20 protein-coding genes are annotated in these 18,944 nt (G+C 72.2%); 8 read left to right on the forward strand and 12 right to left on the reverse strand.

Annotation, left to right across the window (positions count from 1 at the left end):
• Positions 1-68 precede the first annotated feature (68 nt).
• From OG462_RS28465 to OG462_RS28475, 3 genes are read right to left on the reverse strand one after another with little or no spacing between them, the layout of a single operon-like run.
• Entirely contained in the window at positions 69-1,202 is a 1,134-nt protein-coding gene (locus OG462_RS28465; protein WP_406061880.1) for an Mrp/NBP35 family ATP-binding protein, read from the reverse strand.
• Positions 1,203-1,246: 44 nt separating this feature from the next.
• Positions 1,247-1,822, reverse strand: coding sequence for a DUF1003 domain-containing protein (locus tag OG462_RS28470; protein ID WP_406061882.1), 576 nt, complete (start codon positions 1,820-1,822; stop codon positions 1,247-1,249).
• Positions 1,812-3,095 carry a magnesium transporter MgtE N-terminal domain-containing protein gene (locus OG462_RS28475; RefSeq protein WP_406061884.1) on the reverse strand — a complete coding sequence of 428 codons (1,284 nt, stop codon included), beginning with the start codon at positions 3,093-3,095 and terminating at the stop codon, positions 1,812-1,814. The genes OG462_RS28470 and OG462_RS28475 overlap by 11 nt, the downstream gene beginning before the upstream one ends.
• A 329-nt stretch (positions 3,096-3,424) precedes the next feature.
• Between OG462_RS28475 and OG462_RS28480 the strand changes: the two genes are divergently transcribed.
• Entirely contained in the window at positions 3,425-4,162 is a 738-nt protein-coding gene (locus tag OG462_RS28480; RefSeq protein WP_406061886.1) for a hypothetical protein, read from the forward strand.
• Between the two features lie 12 nt (positions 4,163-4,174).
• Here the strand turns inward: OG462_RS28480 and OG462_RS28485 are convergent, their stop codons facing one another.
• Together OG462_RS28485 and OG462_RS28490 are read right to left on the reverse strand one after the other, a co-directional pair.
• Entirely contained in the window at positions 4,175-4,693 is a 519-nt protein-coding gene (locus OG462_RS28485) for a hypothetical protein (RefSeq protein ID WP_406061888.1), read from the reverse strand.
• Between the two features lie 81 nt (positions 4,694-4,774).
• On the reverse strand, positions 4,775-5,902 hold the full coding sequence (locus OG462_RS28490; protein ID WP_030320715.1) for a magnesium and cobalt transport protein CorA: 1,128 nt from the start codon (positions 5,900-5,902) through the stop codon (positions 4,775-4,777).
• A 427-nt stretch (positions 5,903-6,329) separates the two neighbouring features.
• Here OG462_RS28490 and OG462_RS28495 point away from each other — a divergent pair, with 427 nt between their 5' ends.
• The 4 genes from OG462_RS28495 (at position 6,330) to OG462_RS28510 (ending at position 9,704) form a co-directional block, all read left to right on the forward strand.
• Complete coding sequence (locus OG462_RS28495; RefSeq protein WP_406061890.1) at positions 6,330-6,914, forward strand: suppressor of fused domain protein; 585 nt, start codon at positions 6,330-6,332, stop codon at positions 6,912-6,914.
• A gap of 214 nt (positions 6,915-7,128) precedes the next feature.
• Positions 7,129-7,767: a DUF6758 family protein gene (locus tag OG462_RS28500; RefSeq protein ID WP_406061892.1), complete on the forward strand. Its 639-nt coding sequence runs from the start codon at positions 7,129-7,131 to the stop codon at positions 7,765-7,767.
• 105 nt (positions 7,768-7,872) lie between these two features.
• Positions 7,873-8,736: a PHP domain-containing protein gene (locus OG462_RS28505; RefSeq protein WP_406061894.1), complete on the forward strand. Its 864-nt coding sequence runs from the start codon at positions 7,873-7,875 to the stop codon at positions 8,734-8,736.
• Positions 8,737-9,098: 362 nt separating this feature from the next.
• Entirely contained in the window at positions 9,099-9,704 is a 606-nt protein-coding gene (locus tag OG462_RS28510) for a MarC family protein (protein ID WP_406061895.1), read from the forward strand.
• 100 nt (positions 9,705-9,804) lie between these two features.
• Here the strand turns inward: OG462_RS28510 and OG462_RS28515 are convergent, their stop codons facing one another.
• Entirely contained in the window at positions 9,805-9,957 is a 153-nt protein-coding gene (locus tag OG462_RS28515) for a hypothetical protein (RefSeq protein ID WP_086024648.1), read from the reverse strand.
• Positions 9,958-10,132: 175 nt separating this feature from the next.
• Here OG462_RS28515 and OG462_RS28520 point away from each other — a divergent pair, with 175 nt between their 5' ends.
• Positions 10,133-11,062 (forward strand): NYN domain-containing protein, encoded by a 930-nt coding sequence (locus tag OG462_RS28520; protein ID WP_406061897.1) that lies wholly within the window; start codon positions 10,133-10,135, stop codon positions 11,060-11,062.
• Positions 11,063-11,095: 33 nt separating this feature from the next.
• Here the strand turns inward: OG462_RS28520 and OG462_RS28525 are convergent, their stop codons facing one another.
• Both OG462_RS28525 and OG462_RS28530 read right to left on the reverse strand, forming a co-directional pair.
• Positions 11,096-11,983, reverse strand: coding sequence for an alpha/beta fold hydrolase (locus OG462_RS28525; protein ID WP_406061898.1), 888 nt, complete (start codon positions 11,981-11,983; stop codon positions 11,096-11,098).
• Positions 11,984-12,113: 130 nt separating this feature from the next.
• Positions 12,114-14,696: a DEAD/DEAH box helicase gene (locus OG462_RS28530; protein WP_406061900.1), complete on the reverse strand. Its 2,583-nt coding sequence runs from the start codon at positions 14,694-14,696 to the stop codon at positions 12,114-12,116.
• A gap of 483 nt (positions 14,697-15,179) precedes the next feature.
• Between OG462_RS28530 and OG462_RS28535 the strand changes: the two genes are divergently transcribed.
• A complete protein-coding gene (locus OG462_RS28535; RefSeq protein WP_406061902.1) occupies positions 15,180-15,902 on the forward strand; it encodes a ferritin-like fold-containing protein in 723 nt (240 codons plus the stop codon).
• Between the two features lie 36 nt (positions 15,903-15,938).
• Here OG462_RS28535 and OG462_RS28540 read toward each other — a convergent pair whose 3' ends face one another.
• From OG462_RS28540 to OG462_RS28555, 4 genes are all read right to left on the reverse strand, one after another.
• A complete protein-coding gene (locus OG462_RS28540) occupies positions 15,939-16,208 on the reverse strand; it encodes a hypothetical protein (protein ID WP_406061903.1) in 270 nt (89 codons plus the stop codon).
• Positions 16,209-16,442: 234 nt separating this feature from the next.
• Positions 16,443-16,670 (reverse strand): DUF3107 domain-containing protein, encoded by a 228-nt coding sequence (locus OG462_RS28545; RefSeq protein ID WP_030207540.1) that lies wholly within the window; start codon positions 16,668-16,670, stop codon positions 16,443-16,445.
• A gap of 140 nt (positions 16,671-16,810) precedes the next feature.
• Positions 16,811-17,470: a TetR/AcrR family transcriptional regulator gene (locus OG462_RS28550; protein WP_015036002.1), complete on the reverse strand. Its 660-nt coding sequence runs from the start codon at positions 17,468-17,470 to the stop codon at positions 16,811-16,813.
• A 145-nt stretch (positions 17,471-17,615) separates the two neighbouring features.
• Positions 17,616-17,831 (reverse strand): hypothetical protein, encoded by a 216-nt coding sequence (locus OG462_RS28555; RefSeq protein ID WP_406061905.1) that lies wholly within the window; start codon positions 17,829-17,831, stop codon positions 17,616-17,618.
• Positions 17,832-17,972: 141 nt separating this feature from the next.
• Here OG462_RS28555 and OG462_RS28560 point away from each other — a divergent pair, with 141 nt between their 5' ends.
• Positions 17,973-18,941, forward strand: a complete 969-nt coding sequence (locus tag OG462_RS28560) for an alpha/beta fold hydrolase (RefSeq protein ID WP_406061907.1) — start codon at positions 17,973-17,975, stop codon at positions 18,939-18,941.
• Positions 18,942-18,944 lie beyond the last annotated feature (3 nt).

An 18,944-nucleotide genomic window follows, 5' to 3' on the forward strand; every position in this document is an offset into this window, starting at 1 on the left:
GGACCTGTACACCTGACGGCATGACGAAGGGCGCCCCGCGGGGCGCCCTTCGTCAGAACGTCGGAACCTCAGAACTTGTTGCGCGGTGTGATGCCCAGGCTCATGCCCGAGAGGCCTCGGGCGCGCCCGCCGAGCTTGCCGGCGATCGCGCGGAGGGCCGCGCCCGCCGGGGAGTCCGGGTCGGAGAGGACGACCGGCCGACCCTCGTCGCCGCCCTCGCGGAGGCGTACGTCGATCGGGATCGAGCCGAGGACGGGGACGTTCGTGCCCGTGGTCTGCGTCAGACCGTCCGCGACCCGCTGGCCGCCGCCCGTGCCGAACACGTCGACCATCTCGTCGCAGTGCGGGCACGGCAGGCCCGCCATGTTCTCGACGACACCCACGATCTTCTGGTGGGTCTGGACGGCGATCGAGCCGGCCCGCTCGGCGACCTCGGCCGCCGCCTGCTGCGGGGTGGTGACGACCAGGATCTCCGCGTTCGGGACGAGCTGCGCGACCGAGATCGCGATGTCGCCGGTGCCCGGGGGCAGGTCGAGCAGGAGGACGTCCAGGTCGCCCCAGTACACGTCCGCGAGGAACTGCTGGAGCGCGCGGTGCAGCATCGGGCCGCGCCACACCACCGGCGCGTTGCCCGGGGTGAACATGCCGATGGAGATGACCTTCACGCCGTTCGCCGACGGCGGCATGATCATGTTCTCGACCTGGGTCGGACGGCCGTCCGCGCCCAGCATCCGGGGCACGCTGTGACCGTAGATGTCGGCGTCGACGACGCCGACCTTCAGGCCGTCGGCGGCCATCGCCGCGGCCAGGTTCACGGTGACGGAGGACTTGCCGACGCCACCCTTGCCGGAGGCGACCGCGTACACCCGGGTCAGCGAGCCCGGCTTCGCGAACGGCACCTCGCGCTCGGCGCTCGTGCCGCGCAGCGCCGCCGCCAGCTCCTTGCGCTGCTCGTCGCTCATCACGTCCAGCGAGACGTCGACGCCGGTGACGCCCTCGACCCGGGAGACGGCCTCGGTCACCCGCTGGGTGATGGTCTCGCGCATCGGGCAGCCGGAGACGGTCAGGTAGACCGTGACGGCGACCTTGCCGTCCGGTTCGATCTCCACCGACTTGACCATGCCGAGCTCAGTGATCGGTTTGTTGATCTCGGGGTCGTTCACCGTCGCCAGTGCCTCGAGCACCGCGTCTTCCATAGCCATACCGACGATGGTACGGCGCCGACCACCGGCCCATGAAAGGCCTGTCAACGGTCGGGTACGTCACTTCCTCGGGGGTCGGCCGACGGGAATAGATCGCGGCGCTCCTCCAGCTCCTTGATCAGGTCCTGGAGCTCCGAGCGGATCCAGTCGCGGGTGGCCACCTCGCCGAGGCCCATCCGCAGCGCCGCGATCTCCCGGGTGAGGTACTCGGTGTCCGCGATCGACCGCTCGTTCTGCTTCCGGTCCTGTTCGAGATTGACCCGGTCCCGGTCGTCCTGCCGGTTCTGGGCGAGCAGGATCAGAGGGGCCGCGTACGAGGCCTGGAGGGACAGCGCGAGCGTCAGGAAGATGAAGGGGTACTCGTCGAACTTGAGCGAGCCGGGCGCGAAGATGTTCCACAGGACCCAGACGATGATGGTCAGGGTCATCCAGACGAGGAACCGGCCCGTCCCCAGGAAGCGCGCGATCCGCTCCGACATGCGTCCGAACGCCTCGGGGTCGTACTCCGGAAGCAGTCTGGCCCGTCGTTCGCGCGGCAGGTCGAGCCGGATGCGGGGCCCCGGCCGGTCGCGCTCCCGGTCCCGTTCCCGCTCACGGTCCTGCGTGCGCTCAGCCGCCATGCCCGGCCCCCTCGTCGTGGAAGTCGGTCTCGCGCCAGTCCTCCGGCAGCAGATGGTCGAGCACGTCGTCGACGGTGACCGCGCCGAGCAGCGAACCGCTCTCGTCCACGACGGGCGCCGCGACCATGTTGTACGCGGCGAGATAGCTGGTGACGGCGGGCAGCGGGGTGGCCGGGCCGAGCGGCGGCAGATCGCTGTCGACGAGCGAGCTGACGAGCGTGAACGGCGGGTCGCGGAGCAGCCGCTGGAAGTGCACCGTGCCCAGGTACTTGCCCGTCGGCGTCTCGTCCGGCGGCCGGCACACGTACACCTGCGCCGCGAGCGCCGGCGACAGGTCCTGCTGCCGGACCCGGGCCAGTGCGTCCGCGACCGTCGCGTCCGGCCGCAGCACGATCGGCTCGGTCGTCATCAGACCGCCCGCCGTGCGCTCCTCGTACGCCAGGAGCCGGCGTACGTCGGCCGCGTCGTCCGGCTGCATCAGGGTCAGCAGCCGCTCCTTGTCCTCCTCCGGCAGCTCGGACAGCAGGTCGGCCGCGTCGTCCGGGTCCATCGCCTCCAGGACGTCGGCCGCGCGCTCCTCCTTCAGCTTGCCGAGGATCTCGATCTGGTCGTCCTCCGGCAGCTCCTCCAGGACGTCGGCGAGCCGGTCGTCGTCGAGCGCAGCGGCCACCTCGGCGCGCCGCTTGGGAGGGAGGTGGTGCAGCGCGTTGGCGATGTCGGCGGGGCGCAGCTTCTCGAAGGTGGCGACCAGGTTCTCGGCGCCCTGCCCGTGCTCCTCCAGGGAGAAGCCGGTGACCCCCGACCACTCGACGGTCAGCGTCTCGCCCTTGCGGCTCAGCACCCCGCCCTTCCCCTTGCGGACGAAGACCTTGTCGATCTCCCAGTCGCGGCGGGCGGGCAGCTGCTGGATGGCGACGTCGAGGACCGTGACCTCCTCGCCCTCCTGCCCGCCGGGCCCCACGAGCCGGACGCGCCGGTCGAGGAGTTCGCCGAGGACGAGACGCTCGGTGGGGCGCGGCTCGAAGCGGCGCATGTTGACGACACCGGTCGTGATGACCTGGCCGGACTCGACGCCAGTGATCCGGGTCATCGGCACGAACACCCGGCGGCGGCTGAGGACCTCCACGACCATGCCGAGCAGCCGCGGCGGCCTGCGGCCGACCCGCAGCATGGCGACCAGGTCGCTGACCCGGCCGACCTGGTCGCCGACGGGGTCGAAGACCGGGACTCCGGCGAGGTGGGAGACGAAGATCCTGGGGGCGCCTGCCGCCATGCCACGCGCCTCCTCGGTGCCGCACGATTCGAGTCATTGCAGAGCTTTGCCGGGTTCAGGCTAGCCCGTGCCGTTCCGCCCCGCCCTGGTAGTGCCTCCGTACGGCTGCCGCCGGGCGCGTCACCCGGCCCGGGTACGCTGCGGTCTGCCGTCCCCACCGGCACGCCGGCCCTCCCGCCCGGCAGAACACGCAGAACAGACGGCCGCCGCCCCGCATCCCGCGCGGGCCGCCGCGGCCTTGCAGCCCCCCACGATCCCGAGAGGCAGCGCAGGTGGCCGTTCGCTCCCCGTCATCGCGTACTCCGTCAGCAGCACGTCCCGTCCCGGCCGTGCGCCTCCGCAGAGCCGTCGCGCCGCTCGCGCTCTGCGCCGGTCTGGCCGTCGGGCTCACGGCCTGCGCCGCCGACCCGGACGAGGGGACCAACGGGGTCGGGAAGCTCTCCGCGTCCGAGATCGAGGGCAAGGCGCTGTCCGCCGCGGACACGGCGAAGGCGGTGCGGCTCTCCGGCACCCTGGTCAGCAAGGGTGACACCTTCAAGCTGAACATGCGCCTCAAGCAGAACGGCGCCACCGGCTCGGTGACGACGAAGAACAGCACCTTCGAGCTGCTGCGGGTCGGCGACGCGCTCTATCTGAAGGCCGACGCGGGCTTCTGGTCGCACGAGACCCAGGGCGACGACAAGCCGACGGAGGCGGACGCCGAGGCCGCCGACAAGCTCGACGACAAGTACGTGAAGGTGCCGCAGGGCGACCCCTCGTACAAGCAGCTGCGCGGCTTCACCGACATGGCTCTGCTCATCGACGGACTGATCGGCCTGCACGGCGAGAAGGTCAAGGGCGACCGGGACCAGATCGGCGGGGTCCGCACGGTCAAGGTCAGGGGCGGCGCGGACGGCGAGGGCGGCACCCTCGACGTGGCCCTGGAGGGCTCCCCGTACCCGCTGCGGCTCGCGCGGGGCGGGGGTGCGGGCCTCGTGGTGCTCTCCGAGTGGAACAAGGACTTCCCGCTCACCGCCCCGTCGAAGGAGGAGACCCTCGACTACGGCAAGCAGCTGCCCCGGACCTAGGGGTGTCCGGACCTAGGCCTTGCGCTGCTTGCGGCGGCGCTTGAGCAGCAGCTTCGGGAGACCGGACGGCACCGGGTCCCGGGTCGTGGCCGCCGAAGGCAGCGGTACGGCCGCCAGGGACCCGTCCGGCAGCTCCGTGGTCGAGGAACGGGGGTCGAGCCGCAGGACCCGGCACTCGCGCCCCCAGCGGCCCGTCATGGCCTCGCCGTCGGGCGCGTTGAGCCGCTTGCCCTTCAGCTCGGCGACCGCCGCGTCCCACTCCTCGGTGCCGTGGGCGAGTTCGCGTACGGCAGCCGTCCAGGCGACCAGCCTGCCGCCCTTGTCCTTGCTGCGGACCGTGACCTCGGCCGTCCCGCCGTCCACCAGGCCCGGCAGCGGCTGCTCGCCGGGGCCGTCCCCGACGACGAACGCGGCGCCGTCGAACCAGACGTGCCAGAGCGCGCGGGCCGGGCCGGTGCCACGGACCCACACCAGGCCGGACTTCTTCGTGGCCTCCTCGACGAGGGCGGACCCGAGCTGCTCTTCTGTCATGACCCGAAGCCTATCGGCCGGGCCCCAGGGGGTGTCTTGTCGATCGGGCCGGGCTCGCGGCGCGATCGACTAGGCCCCCTCCTACAGCCAGCCGTTGCGCTTCAGCGTGCGGTGGATGGTGAAACAGATCGCGACGATGCCGGTCAGCACCATCGGGTAGCCGTACTTCCAGTGCAGCTCGGGCATGTGGTCGAAGTTCATGCCGTACACGCCGCAGACCGCCGTGGGGACGGCGACGATCGCCGCCCACGAGGTGATCTTGCGCATGTCCTCGTTCTGCGCGACCGTCGCCTGCGCCAGGTTGGCCTGCAGGATCGAGTTGAGCAGTTCGTCGAAGCCGACGACCTGCTCCTGCACGCGCGCGAGGTGGTCGGCGACGTCCCGGAAGTACTTCTGGATGTCGGGGTCGACCAGCCGCATCGGCCGCTCGCTGAGCAGCTGCATCGGACGGAGCAGCGGCGTGACGGCCCGCTTGAACTCCAGCACCTCACGCTTCAGCTGGTAGATCCGGCCGGTGTCCGTACCGCGCGTCGAGCCCTTCGCGGCCGGCGAGAAGACGTCGATCTCCAGCTGGTCGATGTCGAGTTCGACGGCGTCGGCGACCGCGATGTAGCCGTCGACGACATGGTCGGAGAGGGCGTGCAGCACGGCCGAGGGGCCCTTGGCGAGCAGCTCCGGCTCGCCCTGGAGCCGGTGCCGGAGGTTGCGCAGGGAGCCCTGGCCGCCGTGCCGGACGGTGATGACGAAGTCGGGGCCGGTGAAGCACATCACCTCGCCGGTCTCGACGACCTCGCTGGTCGCGGTGAGTTCGGCGTGCTCGACGTAGTGGATCGTCTTGAACACGGTGAAGAGGGTGTCGTCGTACCGCTCCAGCTTGGGCCGCTGGTGGGCGTGGACGGCGTCCTCGACGGCGAGCGGGTGGAGCCCGAACTCGGCGGCGATACCGGCGAATTCGGCCTCGGTCGGCTCGTGCAGACCGATCCAGGCGAAGCCGCCGCTCTCCCGCACCTGGCTCATCGCGCCGCGCGGGGTGAGGCACTCGCGGTCGTCGATGCGGCGTCCGTCGCGGTAGACGGCGCAGTCGACCACGGCGCTGGAGGCCGTGTGGTCGCGGGTGGGGTCGTACGAGGTGTACGTGGTGGGGGTCTTGCGCAGGGGGTGCCGCAGGCTCGGACGGACGGCGGCGCGCAGGTCACGGATCATCGACATGGGCATGCTCCTTCACGGAGAAGCCGCCGGCGAGCGTGGCACAGCCCGGAATGGGGACGTGGAGCTACGTCGTCCACAAAGCGGGCGGCACCGAGAGGTCGCGGTGACGGCGTTCGCTACAGACAGGCAAAGGCGAGATGCTCTTCCGTCGTGCGAGATGCCGGGGAGACGGGCCCGAACGGAGACGGGCCGGGAATCACCGGAGGTACGTACGCACCGGGCTCGGGTGCGGGGCGGAAGAGCGGCTGGTACTGCCCGATCGACTTCGGTCCATCGCAGCCCCACCTCCTCCGGCCGGTCCCTCGTGAGGGATGACGTGTGACGAGTAGTCGGGAGTTCGGGACTCCCGACCAGCGGCCAAGACTATCAGCCGACAGAGGGTCAATCCCTTACTTTGCCCGTTCCATACGCGCTTTATGCTCAGGACATGGGAGAAGTTCTTGCTCTGGTCGAGGCCCGGTTGCGGACGGCACTCGGAGAACCGGACGCGCGCGCCGCGGTGACGTTCCTCGGCACGGACCGGATCGAGGTGCTGCGCTTCGTCGACGGCGACCTCGTGCGGTACGCGACCCTCGGGATGTCCGCACAGCCGATGGCCGATCCGACCGCCGCGCTCGCCGACCCGGTCAAGGGTCCGCGCGCCGAGCTCGTCCTGACCGTACGGGCCGGCCTCGCCGACACCGACAAGGTGCTGCGGCCGCTCGCGGTCCTCGCCGCGACCCCGCAGGTCGAGGGCGTCATCGTGGCCGCCGGTGCCTCGCTCGACGTCGGCGACCCGCTCTGGCCGGGCGCCGCCTTCAGCTCGGTCCTGGTCGCCGGGTCGGGCGGCCTGGTCGAGGACCTGGAGCTGGACGAGCCGATGGACCCGGTGCGGTTCCTGCCGCTGCTGCCGATGACCTCGAACGAGGCCGCGTGGAAGCGGGTCCACGGGGCGCAGGCCCTGGAGGAGCGCTGGCTGGCGCAGGGCACGGATCTGCGCGATCCGCTGCGCAGGTCCGTGCAGCTGGACTGAGAGCCCGGGACTCCCGGCCGCCGGGTGGTACCCGCCGGGTCGTACCGCGGGGGCGCCGGGGGGGCAGGGCGCGTCGGGAAGGCGAGGCGCGTCGGGCGGATGGGGCGCCTCGGGAGGACGGGAGTCCGACCGAGGGTGAACGGCACGGGCCGGACGGGTGATCGTCGGTGATCGTCCTTGACGCGGGGCTCCGGGGGTAGGACCGTTGAGCCCTATGAGGGGCGAACCCAGTTGTCCGAAGTGCGGTGGCCGGGTCAGGGCGCCCGGGCTGTTCGCCGACTCCTGGCAGTGCGACGTGCACGGCTCGGTGCACCCGCTCCAGCCCGTGATCCCGCCCAGCGTCGAGGCCCTCGGCGTCGTGGTGCACCGGTCGCAGGTGCCGGTGTGGATGCCGTGGCCGCTGCCCGTCGGCTGGCTCTTCACGGGAGTCGCGTACGCCGGTGACGACCGCAGCGGCGGACGCGCGACCGCCGTCGCCTGCTCGGGACCCGGACCGCTCGGCGGCCTCGGCGAGCTGCTCCTGGTCGCCGAGGAACTCGGCGTCGGCCTCGGCGCCCGGTACGCGGGCATCGACGGCCCCGACCCCGGTGCCGGCATGGGCATGGACAAACCTCCGCAGACGAAGGTCCTCGCCGCCGGACGCCCCACCCCGCTCTGGCACGTCAACGGCGCCCCGCAGGACCGCGCGGTCTTCGCGGGGGAGGCGCGCGGCCTCTGGCTGTGGGCGATCGTCTGGCCCGAGCAGTCCGGCCTTCTGATGTACGACGAGCTGGTCCTGACGGACCTGCGGGACGCGGGCGCCGAGGTCGAGCTCCTGCCGTGCGGAGCGCTCACACCGAGGTTGTTGAGCTGACGTGTACCCGGCCGTTCCGGCCGGGTACTTCCGTACGGGCGTGTTCGATTCGCCCGTTATGCTGGAGCGTCCCTCGTCCGTGCCGAGTTCCTGGAGTACCGCGTCGTGCGCATCGATCTGCACACCCACTCCACGGCCTCCGACGGTACGGACTCCCCGGCCGAGCTCGTCCGCAACGCGGCAGCCGCCGGACTCGACGTCGTCGCGCTGACGGACCACGACACCACCCGCGGCCACGCCGAGGCGATCGCGGCGCTCCCCGAGGGGCTGACCCTCGTCACCGGGGCCGAGCTGTCCTGCCGCGTCGACGGCATCGGCCTGCACATGCTCGCCTACCTCTTCGACCCCGAGGAGCCCGCGCTCCTCGCCGAGCGCGAGCTCGTCCGGGACGACCGGGTGCCGCGCGCGCGTGCCATGGTCGGCAAGCTCCAGGAGCTCGGCGTCCCCGTCACCTGGGAGCAGGTCGCCCGGATCGCCGGCGACGGCTCCGTGGGCCGCCCGCACGTCGCCGAGGCGCTCGTCGAGCTCGGGGTCGTACCGGACGTGTCGGGGGCGTTCACGCCCGACTGGCTCGCCGACGGCGGCCGGGCGTACGTCGAGAAGCACGAGCTGGACCCGATCGACGCGATCCGCCTGGTCAAGGCGGCCGGCGGCGTCACCGTCTTCGCGCACCCGCTCGCGGTCAAGCGCGGCGAGGTGCTGCCCGAGGCCTCGATAGCCCGGCTCGCCGAGGCCGGACTCGACGGCATCGAGGTCGACCACATGGACCACGACGAGGCGACGCGCGCACGGCTGCGCGGGCTCGCGAAGGAGCTGGGTCTGCTGACCACGGGCTCCAGCGACTACCACGGCAGCCGCAAGACCTGCCGCCTCGGCGAGTACACGACCGACCCCGAGATCTACGGCGAGATCACTCGTCGTGCCGCGGGGGCCTTCCCGGTCCCCGGCGCGGGGGGACCCGCCGCCTAGGCCCTGGTCGCCGGTCCCCGTGGGGCCGGACCTTCCCCGGGACGCGCTGTCGGCCGGTCGGCTGTTCGGTGCTCCGTGCTCCGTGCTCCGTACGTCGCGCTCCGTGCTCCGTGCTGCGTACGTCGCGCTTCGCGCCGGTTCACCGTCGCGCCGTCGGTCCGCCACGCTCCGTGCCCGGTTCGTCTGCGCGGTCGTGAGGTCTGTCCCGAGCCCGCCCGGCGGCCTTCTTCTTCCTGGTCCGCCCCCGTACGGCTCCGTGCCGTGCGCGGGGTGGCGCTCTTCCTGCCCTGGCGCCGGAATTCCACATTCCGCCCCGCAGGGGCCACACCCCACCGTTCGCATCTCCCGCAAGGCACCCCACCGTGTTCGACGTCGCCGTCTTCGGCTCGCTGTTCCTGACCCTCTTCGTGATCATGGATCCCCCCGGGATCACCCCGATCTTCCTCGCCCTCACCTCCGGCCGCGCGGCCAAGGTGCAGCGCCGGATGGCCTGGCAGGCCGTCGCCGTGGCCTTCGGCGTCATCACCGTCTTCGGCATCCTGGGGCAGCAGATCCTCGCGTATCTGCACGTCTCCGTCCCCGCGCTGATGATCGCGGGCGGTCTCCTGCTGCTGCTCATCGCGCTCGACCTGCTCACCGGCAAGACCGACGAGCCCAAGCAGACCAAGGACGTCAACGTCGCCCTGGTCCCGCTCGGCATGCCGCTGCTCGCCGGCCCGGGCGCGATCGTCTCGGTCATCCTGGCCGTGCAGAACGCCGACGGCGCGGCCGCGCAGGTCTCCGTCTGGGCCGCCATCGTCGCCATGCACGTCGTGCTCTGGGTGACCATGCGGTACTCGCTGCTGATCATCCGGGTCATCAAGGACGGCGGCGTCGTCCTGGTGACCCGGCTCGCCGGCATGATGCTCTCCGCCATCGCGGTGCAGCAGATCATCAACGGCGTCACCCAGGTGATCCAGAACGCCTGACGCACCGGGGGACCGCCCCCGGACACCACTGCGCCCCCGTACGGATTCCGCTCTTGCGAAGTCCGTGCGGGGGCGCGGTGCGTGGTGTGGACCTGACCTGTTACGAGGCCGAGGTCTCGGCGGGGCGGATCCAGATGCGCTGGCCGATCGAGGCGGCCTGCTGCACGATCCGGTTGACGGAGGCGGCGTCCACGACGGTCCGGTCGACGGGCGTACCGTCGATGTCGTCGAGTCGCAGGATTTCGAAGCGCACAGGCTTCTCCCTTCGTCTGAGTTGATCCTCCTGGTGGAGAACTGCGTTACGTATGGCTCCAACGACATGCATCCTGCAAACATTCCTTACGCTAAGGAAAATTTTTGGATGGCTAACTACTGGCGGGTAGGAGGGTGTGGCGGCCGGGCCCGGAGCGGCGGACAATGAGCCCCGTATGAACGACGCAGACACCACTCAGGTGACCGAGACCGACGCCCGCCTGCGCACGCTGGACGCGCGCCTGGAGCGCACCAATGAGCTCCTCCAGCGGATGCTGGCCGAGGTCGCCAAGACGCCCTCCACCCACGCCATCTTCGTCGACGCAGGTTACGTCCATGCTGCGGCCGGGTTGCTGGTGACGGGCACCGAGGACCGGCGCTCCTTCGACCTCGACGCGGAGGGCCTCATCGAGGCCTTCATCGACAAGGCCCGCACGATCTTCGCCGACAGCAGACTGCTCCGCGTCTACTGGTACGACGGGGCCAGACGCCGTATCCACACCCCCGAGCAGCAGGCCATCGCCGAGCTGCCCGACGTCAAGGTGCGCCTCGGCAACCTCAACGCCAACAACCAGCAGAAGGGCGTCGACTCCCTGATCCGCACCGATCTGGAGTCCCTCGCCCGCCACCGCGCCATCAGCGACGCCGCCCTCGTCGGCGGCGACGAGGACCTCGTCTCCGCCGTCGAGGCCGCCCAGGGCTACGGCGCCCGCGTCCACCTCTGGGGCATCGAGGCCGCCGAGGGCCGCAACCAGGCCGAGGCGCTCCTCTGGGAGGTCGACAGCCAGCGCACCTTCGAGCTCGACTTCTGCCGCCCGTACGTCACCCGCCGCCCCGTCACCACGTACGAGAACGAGGGCGAGCCGCCGCCGTCCCGCGAGGAGGTGCGGTTCGTCGGCGCACAGATCGCGGCGACCTGGCTCGGCGAGCGCGGCCGGGACCGGCTCGCCGAGCTCCTGCCGGGCGCGCCCTACCTGCCGGGGCCCGTCGACCAGGACCTGCTCGTCGAGGCGGAGCGCCTGCTCAGCCGCTCCCTGCGCGGCCATGCCGCACTCCGGCGCGCCCTGCGGGACGGCTTCTGGCAGCACCTCAAGGCGCAGTTCTGACGGCTGCTCCGAAGGCCCTGCTCCGGGCCGGTCTCAGTGCGCGGTGCCGACCCCGGCGGGGGTTGCCGTGCGCTCCCAGAAGCCGGTGAGCCGGTCCGTCAGTTCCTGCGGGTGCGACACGTTGGGGGAGTGGCCGGCGCCGGCCACCACCGTGTGGTGCGCGCCGGTACGGGCGGCCGCCGCCGCGAGGGCCGCCGTGGGCCAGACCATCTCGTCCGCCCCGTACGCGATGTGCAGGGGCATCCGCAGCGCGGCCAGCTCCTCCGTACCGTCCTGACGGCTGAGCAGCAGCCGCCCCGCGCCCGCCAGTTGAGCGATCCGGGTCCGCATCCAGCGCCGCCGCAGGAAGCCCGCGAGCTGTGGTGCGTCGTCCGTGTCCGGCTCCTCGCCCCGGCTGTCCAGCCAGCACATCGCCTGCCACACCCGCTCCTTCGGCAGGAACGCGAGGGCGACGCGCAGCACCCGCACCCGGATGCGCTGCGGCCTGGCGACCCGGCCGGGACCCGAGGAGAGCAGGGTGAGGGAGCGGAAGGCCGCCGGGGCGAGCGAGGCCGCCGCGCGGGCCACCAGGCCACCGAACGAGTGGCCGAGCAGATGGACGGGGCCGTCCCCGAGGGCCGCGGCCTGCGCCACCGCGTCGAGCGCGAGCGCCCTGCGCCGGTAGCCGGCCCGGCCCCGGGGGCCCGGCGACTGGTACTGGCCGCGCCCGTCGACCGCCACGGCCCGGTATCCGGCCTCGCTCAGCGGACCGAGCAGGGCCAGGAAGTCCTCCTTGCTGCCGGTGTACCCGGGGAGCAGCAGCACCGTCCCGCGCCGCTCGCCCCGTGGCTCCGTGTCGAGCACCGCGAAGTCGCCCCGCGCGGTCACGAGGTGGTGGGCGCGGGTGCCGGGCGGCAGGACGAGGGACCGGGGCTTGCTCATATCTGGACTGTAACCGCGCGGCCGGAGGACGGCCCGATGCCCCTGCTCCGTCCCTCCGGCCGGTTGACGACACGACCGCGGCCCGGCCCCTGGAGAGGGGCCGGGCCGCGGTCGTGAGCGTCGGACGGGATCAGCTCTCGGGCTGAGCGGCCGCCGCCTTCTTGGTGGTGCGACGACGCGGGGCCTTCGGGGCCTCGGCCTCGGCGGCCTCGGCGACCGGCTCCGCAGCGGCCTTCTTCGTCGTACGGCGACGGGTCGGCGTCTTCGGCTCCGAGGCGTCGGGCGCCTCGGCGGCGACGGCCTTCTTGGCCGCGCGACGACGGGGAGCCTTCGGGGCCTCCTCGGCGGCCGGAGCCTCGACCACGGCGACGGCCTCGGCGACCGGCTCCGTGACGGCCTTCTTGGCGGTGCGGCGACGGGGAGCCTTCTTGGGCTCCTCGACCGGGGCCTCGACGGCCGGCGCCGCGGCGGCGGGCGCCTCGACGACGGGAGCCGGAGCGGCCTCGACGACCGGGGCCGCCACGACCGGGGCCGTGGCGATCACGGTCTCGACCGGGGTGGACGTGGCCGGCGAACCGGCGGCCTTCCGCACCACACGGCGACGGGCGGGCTTCTTCGGCTCCTCCTCGACGACCGGCGCGGGCACCGGCTCGACGACGGCCTCGACGACCGGGGTGGAGGTCACCGGCGAACCGGCGGCCTTCCGGACCACACGGCGGCGACGCGGCGCGGGGACCTCGGCCGTGACCGGGGCAGCGGCCTCGACGACGGGCGCGACGGGCGCGACCGGCTCGGCCGCCACCGCAGCGGCGACGTTCTCGGCGACCGGCTCCGTGACGGCCTTCTTGGCGGTGCGGCGACGGGGAGCCTTCTTCGGCTCCTCGACCGGGGCCTCGGCGACCGGGGCCGGAGCGGCCTCGACGACCGGGGCGACCGGTGCGGCGCGCAGGGCGGCCGCGGCGGTCTCGACCGTCTGGAACGAAACGCTGTCCTCGACCGGACGGACACGGGCACGGCGGCGACGCGGCGCCGGGGCCGGCTCCTGGGCCACGGGGGCCTGGGAGACGGGCGCGGCCTTCACGGCCTCCGGACGGGCGGCCGTACGGCTGCGGCGACGCGGAGCCCTCGACTCGGCGACCGGGGCCTCGGTGACCGGGGCCTCGGCGACGGGCGCAGCGGCGACGGGCGCCGGAGCGGCCTCGACCGGAGCGACCGCGGCGGCCTGGGCGACCGGAGCAGCCTGGGCGACCGGAGCCGTGTGGACGGCCTGGGCCACCGGCGCGGAGCCCGGGGCGCCGACGCGGGTGCGACGGCGACGACGCGGGGTGCGCGGGCCGGACTCGGCCTTCGCCTCGTCCGTCACCGGCACGGTCTCGACGGCCGGGGCCGCCGACGCCGGGGCGTCGCCGAGCTCGCCGCCACGGGTACGCCGACGCTGACGCGGGGTCCGCGTCCGCTCCGGGCGCTCCTCGGTCCGCTCGACCTTGTCGGCGGCCTTCGGGCCGCGCGCACGGCGTCCGCCGGGCTCGCCCAGGTCCTCCAGCTCCTCCGCGCCCAGACCCGCACGGGTCCGCTCGGTGCGGGGCAGGATGCCCTTGGTGCCCGCCGGGATGTCCAGCTCCTCGTAGAGGTGCGGGGACGAGGAGTACGTCTCGACCGGGTCGTGGAAGTCCAGCTCCAGCGCCTTGTTGATGAGCTGCCAGCGCGGGATGTCGTCCCAGTCGACCAGGGTGACGGCCGTGCCCTTGTTGCCCGCGCGGCCGGTGCGGCCCACGCGGTGGAGGAACGTCTTCTCGTCCTCGGGCGACTGGTAGTTGATGACGTGGGTGACGCCCTCGACGTCGATGCCGCGCGCGGCGACGTCGGTGCAGACGAGCACGTCGACCTTGCCGTTGCGGAAGGCGCGCAGCGCCTGCTCGCGGGCGCCCTGGCCGAGGTCGCCGTGGACCGCGCCGGAGGCGAAGCCGCGACGCTCCAGCTGCTCGGCGATGTCGGCCGCCGTGCGCTTGGTGCGGCAGAAGATCATCGCGAGCCCGCGGCCGTTGGCCTGCAGGATGCGGGAGACCATCTCCGGCTTGTCCATGTTGTGCGCACGGAAGACGTGCTGCTTGATGTTGGCGACGGTCACGCCCTCACCGTCGGGCGAGGTGGCGCGGATGTGCGTCGGCTGCGACATGTAGCGGCGGGCCAGGCCGATGACCGCGCCCGGCATGGTCGCCGAGAACAGCATGGTCTGACGCTTGGCCGGAAGCATGTTCATGATCTTCTCGACGTCGGGCAGGAAGCCCAGGTCGAGCATCTCGTCGGCCTCGTCGAGGACGAGGACCTTGACGTGCGACAGGTCGAGCTTGCGCTGGCCGGCCAGGTCGAGCAGACGGCCGGGGGTGCCGACGACGACGTCGACGCCCTTCTTGAGGGCCTCGACCTGGGGCTCGTACGCACGGCCGCCGTAGATGGCGAGCACGCGGACGTTGCGCACCTTGCCGGCGGTGAGGAGGTCGTTGGTGACCTGCTGGCACAGCTCGCGGGTGGGGACGACGACGAGCGCCTGCGGGGCGTCGGTCAGCTGCTCGGGCTTGGCCCGGCCGGCCTCGACGTCCATGGGGACGGTGACGCGCTCCAGGATGGGCAGACCGAAACCGAGGGTCTTGCCCGTGCCGGTCTTGGCCTGGCCGATGACATCGGTGCCGGTGAGGGCGACCGGGAGGGTCATCTCCTGGATGGGGAAGGGGGTGACGATGCCGACGGCCTCAAGGGCTTCGGCCGTCTCGGGAAGGATTCCGAGGTCTCGGAAAGTCGTAGTCAGGGTGCTGCCTCTTCTGTGGACGCGGTGCGAGGCGAACGAAGGGGGTCGTACCGTGCCGGGAACTGTCGGCGCGATCCGGGGGATCGCTGCCGGGTGGCACGGGACCACTGCCGTCGCTCGAGCGTCGTACCGCTGAGGTGACCCTTCCGCGGGTCCGCCGGAAGGGCTGTCGGGCCGGAGCCGATCGGGCCACCGACCGGGCATCCTCATTCATGAGTCGGCCCACCGAATACGTCCGAACGTGCGAAAGCATGTCCGCATACTCAGCAGGCGCCTTATCACTGTACCCCGGAATCGCGCATGTGTGTTGGGAGAAATGGTGATGAGGGCACGGTCACACTGACTGACCAGCGCCTTCCCCCGGTGCGCGAGCGGGCTATTGTGCGCTCCATGGAGACGCCTGACAACGCCACACCCACCGGGATCGCAGCCAAGGACTGGGCGGCGGCTTCCGCCGAGCCGCAGTACCGCGCCGCCGTGATCGACCTCCTCGGCGCCCTCGCCTACGGAGAGCTCGCGGCCTTCGAGCGGCTCGCCGAGGACGCCAAGCTGGCGCCGACCCTCGCGGACAAGGCGGAGCTGGCGAAGATGGCCTCGGCCGAGTTCCACCACTTCGAGCGGCTGCGTGACCGCCTCGCCGCCGTGGACGCCGAGCCGACCGCGGCCATGGAGCCCTTCGCCAAGGCGCTCGACGACTTCCACCGCCAGACCGCGCCGTCGGACTGGCTGGAGGGCCTGGTCAAGGCGTACGTCGGCGACTCGATCGCCAGTGACTTCTACCGGGAGGTCGCGGCCCGCCTCGACACCGACACCCGCGGGCTCGTCGTCTCCGTGCTCGACGACACGGGCCACGGCAACTTCGCCGTGGAGAAGGTCCGCGCCGCGATCGACGCCGACCCGCGCGTCGGCGGCCGGCTCGCGCTCTGGGCGCGCCGTCTGATGGGCGAGGCGCTCTCGCAGGCCCAGCGCGTGGTCGCCGAGCGCGACGCGCTGTCGACCATGCTGGTCGGCGGTGTCGCGGACGGTTTCGACCTCGCCGAGGTCGGCCGGATGTTCTCCCGGATCACCGAGGCCCACACCAAGCGCATGGCTGCGCTCGGTCTGGCCGCCTGAGGATCTGTCGTACGAGGAAGGGGTGCGCGGCGCTGTTCACACCGCCGCTGATCGTCGCAGCCTGCGCGAGGCCGGCCGGATCAGCAGCGAGAGCAGCACCGCCGCCACCGCCACCGCGCCGATGAGGGTGGCGAGGAAGTGACCGGGGCCGAGGGCCCCGTGGGTGACGAGCGCGCCGAAGACGCCGCCCAGCGCGCCGGTGGCGAGGACGATCACCCGGACGGGGAGGCGGTCGGCCAGCCGGTGCGCGGCGGCCCAGGCCAGGGCGAAGCCGAGCAGGGCGGAACCGAGGACTTCCAGGAACACGGCGGATCACCTCGCGAGGGGTGCGGGGCGGGTGGTGCGGTCGATCCCCTCCTACCCCAGGGCTCCGGAACGCAATCCTCCCGTACGCCCTGACGTGGCCATACGGGCATACGAAGGGCCCGCCGGAAGCACACGGAAGGCCCGGTGGACGCACACGAAAAGGTCCGGTGGGCCCGTACGAAAAGGCCCGGTGGACCGAGACGGTCCACCGGGCCTTTCGCTTGGATCCTGGGCTCAGAGCGCGCCGAAACCCACGCGGCGAACGGCGGGCTCGCCGAGCTCCACGTACGCGATCTTCTCGGCCGGGATGAGGATCTTGCGGCCCTTCTCGTCCGAGAGGCTGAGCAGCTGCGCCTTGCCGGCCAGCGCGTCGGCCACGGCTCGCTCCACCTCCTCGGCGGACTGCCCGCTCTCCAGAACGATCTCCCGGGGTGCGTGCTGCACGCCGATCTTGACCTCCACGGCTATGTCCCTCCGAACGGTCAGCGTTGCGCGAATACCGCGCCGTACGCTGCACACATTAGCCCGGTGAGGGGACGCGGCGGGTTCAGTCGCCGCACGCCAGGAGCGAACACGCGCGGGACGCGTGGGGCGCGCCCGGGTCAGTGGCCCTCGGCGCTCAGCTGACCGTCCACCGCGTGCAGCGGGAAGCCGGCGATGCCGCGCCAGGCGAGCGAGGTCAGCAGTCCGACCGCCTTGTCGCGCGGGATGGCGGACTCGCTCGACAGCCAGTAGCGGGCGACGACCTGGGAGACGCCGCCGAGGCCCACGGCGAGCAGCATCGACTCGTCCTTGGACAGGCCCGTGTCCTCGGCGATCACGTCGGAGATCGCCTCGGCGCACTGCAGGCTCACCCGGTCCACGCGCTCGCGTACGGCCGGCTCGTTCGTCAGGTCGGACTCGAAGACGAGCCGGAAGGCGCCGCCCTCGTCCTCGACGTACGCGAAGTAGGCGTCCATCGTGGCCGCGACCCGCAGCTTGTTGTCGGTCGTGGAGGCGAGGGCCGTGCGCACGGCGAGGAGGAGGGACTCGCAGTGCTGGTCGAGCAGGGCCAGGTAGAGCTCGAGCTTCCCGGGGAAGTGCTGGTAGAGCACCGGCTTGCTGACGCCCGCCCGCTCGGCGATGTCGTCCATCGCGGCCGAGTGGTACCCCTGGGCGACGAAGACCTCCTGGGCGGCGCCGAGAAGCTGGTTCCGTCGGGCACGTCGCGGCAGGCGCGTGCCCCGAGGGCGTGCTGCCTCTGTCTGCTCGATGGCGCTCACGCGGCCTCCCAAAAATCGATCCATGCACGCTGTCGCGCGCGTCGCCATCGTACTTTTGGGTAACCCGGCTGTGCGCGGTGCGAACGCAGAATTTCACGGACCGGACGTCCGGGTCGACAGTCGATTCAAGATTAAACCGAACAAATCAGCGATAGTCGTCCTCGTCCAGGGCGACGACCCGCGCTTGTTCGGAGGAGTCGGCCTCGTTCGCCGAGTCACGTTCGACATGGGTGAGCGGTTCGTCGTCGCGTTGCTGTAGATCGGTGTGCTGCTCGGCAGCGTCGGCCTCCGGGATTTCCTCGTCCAGCACGACGTCCTCTTCCTCGGCGAATGTGTCCGGATCGGTCGGATCGACAGTCATGCGGGGTCCTTCCGGCATGCGGGTCGCGGTCCTCTCCGATGGCCCTCTCTCCGAGCCTAGGAGCACACGCGGCTCGCCGCACACGCACCTGTGACGGCACCCACACGCCTCCCCGCGTGATCGTCTCGTAATATTGCGGCCATGTCGTCGACCGAGCTGCCGGAAACCCGGACCGCCGCCGCGCCACCCACGTCGCGTGCCACGCGTGCCGTACGGGTCGCCGACGGCGAGGAGCTCCGCTCCGTCTCGCTGCCCGGACTCACCCTCACCGTGCGCTCCCGGCCGGGCATCGAGCCCGGTCTGCCGCCCGCGCTGTACGTCCACGGCCTCGGCGGCTCCTCGCAGAACTGGTCCACCCTGATGCCGCTGCTCGCCGACCTCGTCGACGGCGAGGCCGTCGACCTGCCCGGCTTCGGCGACTCGCCGCCGCCCGACGACGGCAACTACTCGGTCACCGGGCACGCGCGCGCCGTCATCCGGCTCCTCGACTCCGCGGAGCGCGGGCCGGTCCACCTCTTCGGCAACTCGCTCGGTGGCGCCGTCGCCACCCGCGTCGCCGCGGCCCGCCCCGACCTGGTCCGCACGCTCACCCTCGTCTCGCCGGCGCTGCCCGAGCTGCGCGCCCAGCGCACGGCCTGGCCCACGGTGCTGCTCGCGGTGCCCGGCGTCGCCTCGGCCTTCGCCAAGCTCAGCAGGGACTGGACGGCCGAGCAGCGCGTCCGCGGTGTCCTCTCGCTCTGTTACGGGGACCCCGGCCGGGTCACCGAGGAGGGCCTCCGGCACGCCGTCGAGGAGATGGAGCGACGCCTCGAACTCCCGTACTTCTGGGACGCGATGGCCCGCTCCTCGCGCGGCATCGTCGACGCGTACACCCTCGGTGGCCAGCACGGACTGTGGCGGCAGGCCGAACGGGTTCTCGCCCCGACGCTCCTCGTCTACGGTGGGCGCGACCAGCTCGTCTCGTACCGGATGGCCCGCAAGGCGGCCGCCGCCTTCCGCGGCTCGCGCCTGCTGACCCTCCCCGAGGCGGGGCACGTGGCGATGATGGAATACCCCGAGACGGTCGCGCAGGCCGCCCGGGACCTGATCGCCGATCACGGCGGGAGCTGATCC

Source organism: Streptomyces sp. NBC_01077, assembly GCF_045162855.1.
In the GTDB taxonomy this organism is placed as follows: Bacteria; Actinomycetota; Actinomycetes; order Streptomycetales; family Streptomycetaceae; genus Streptomyces.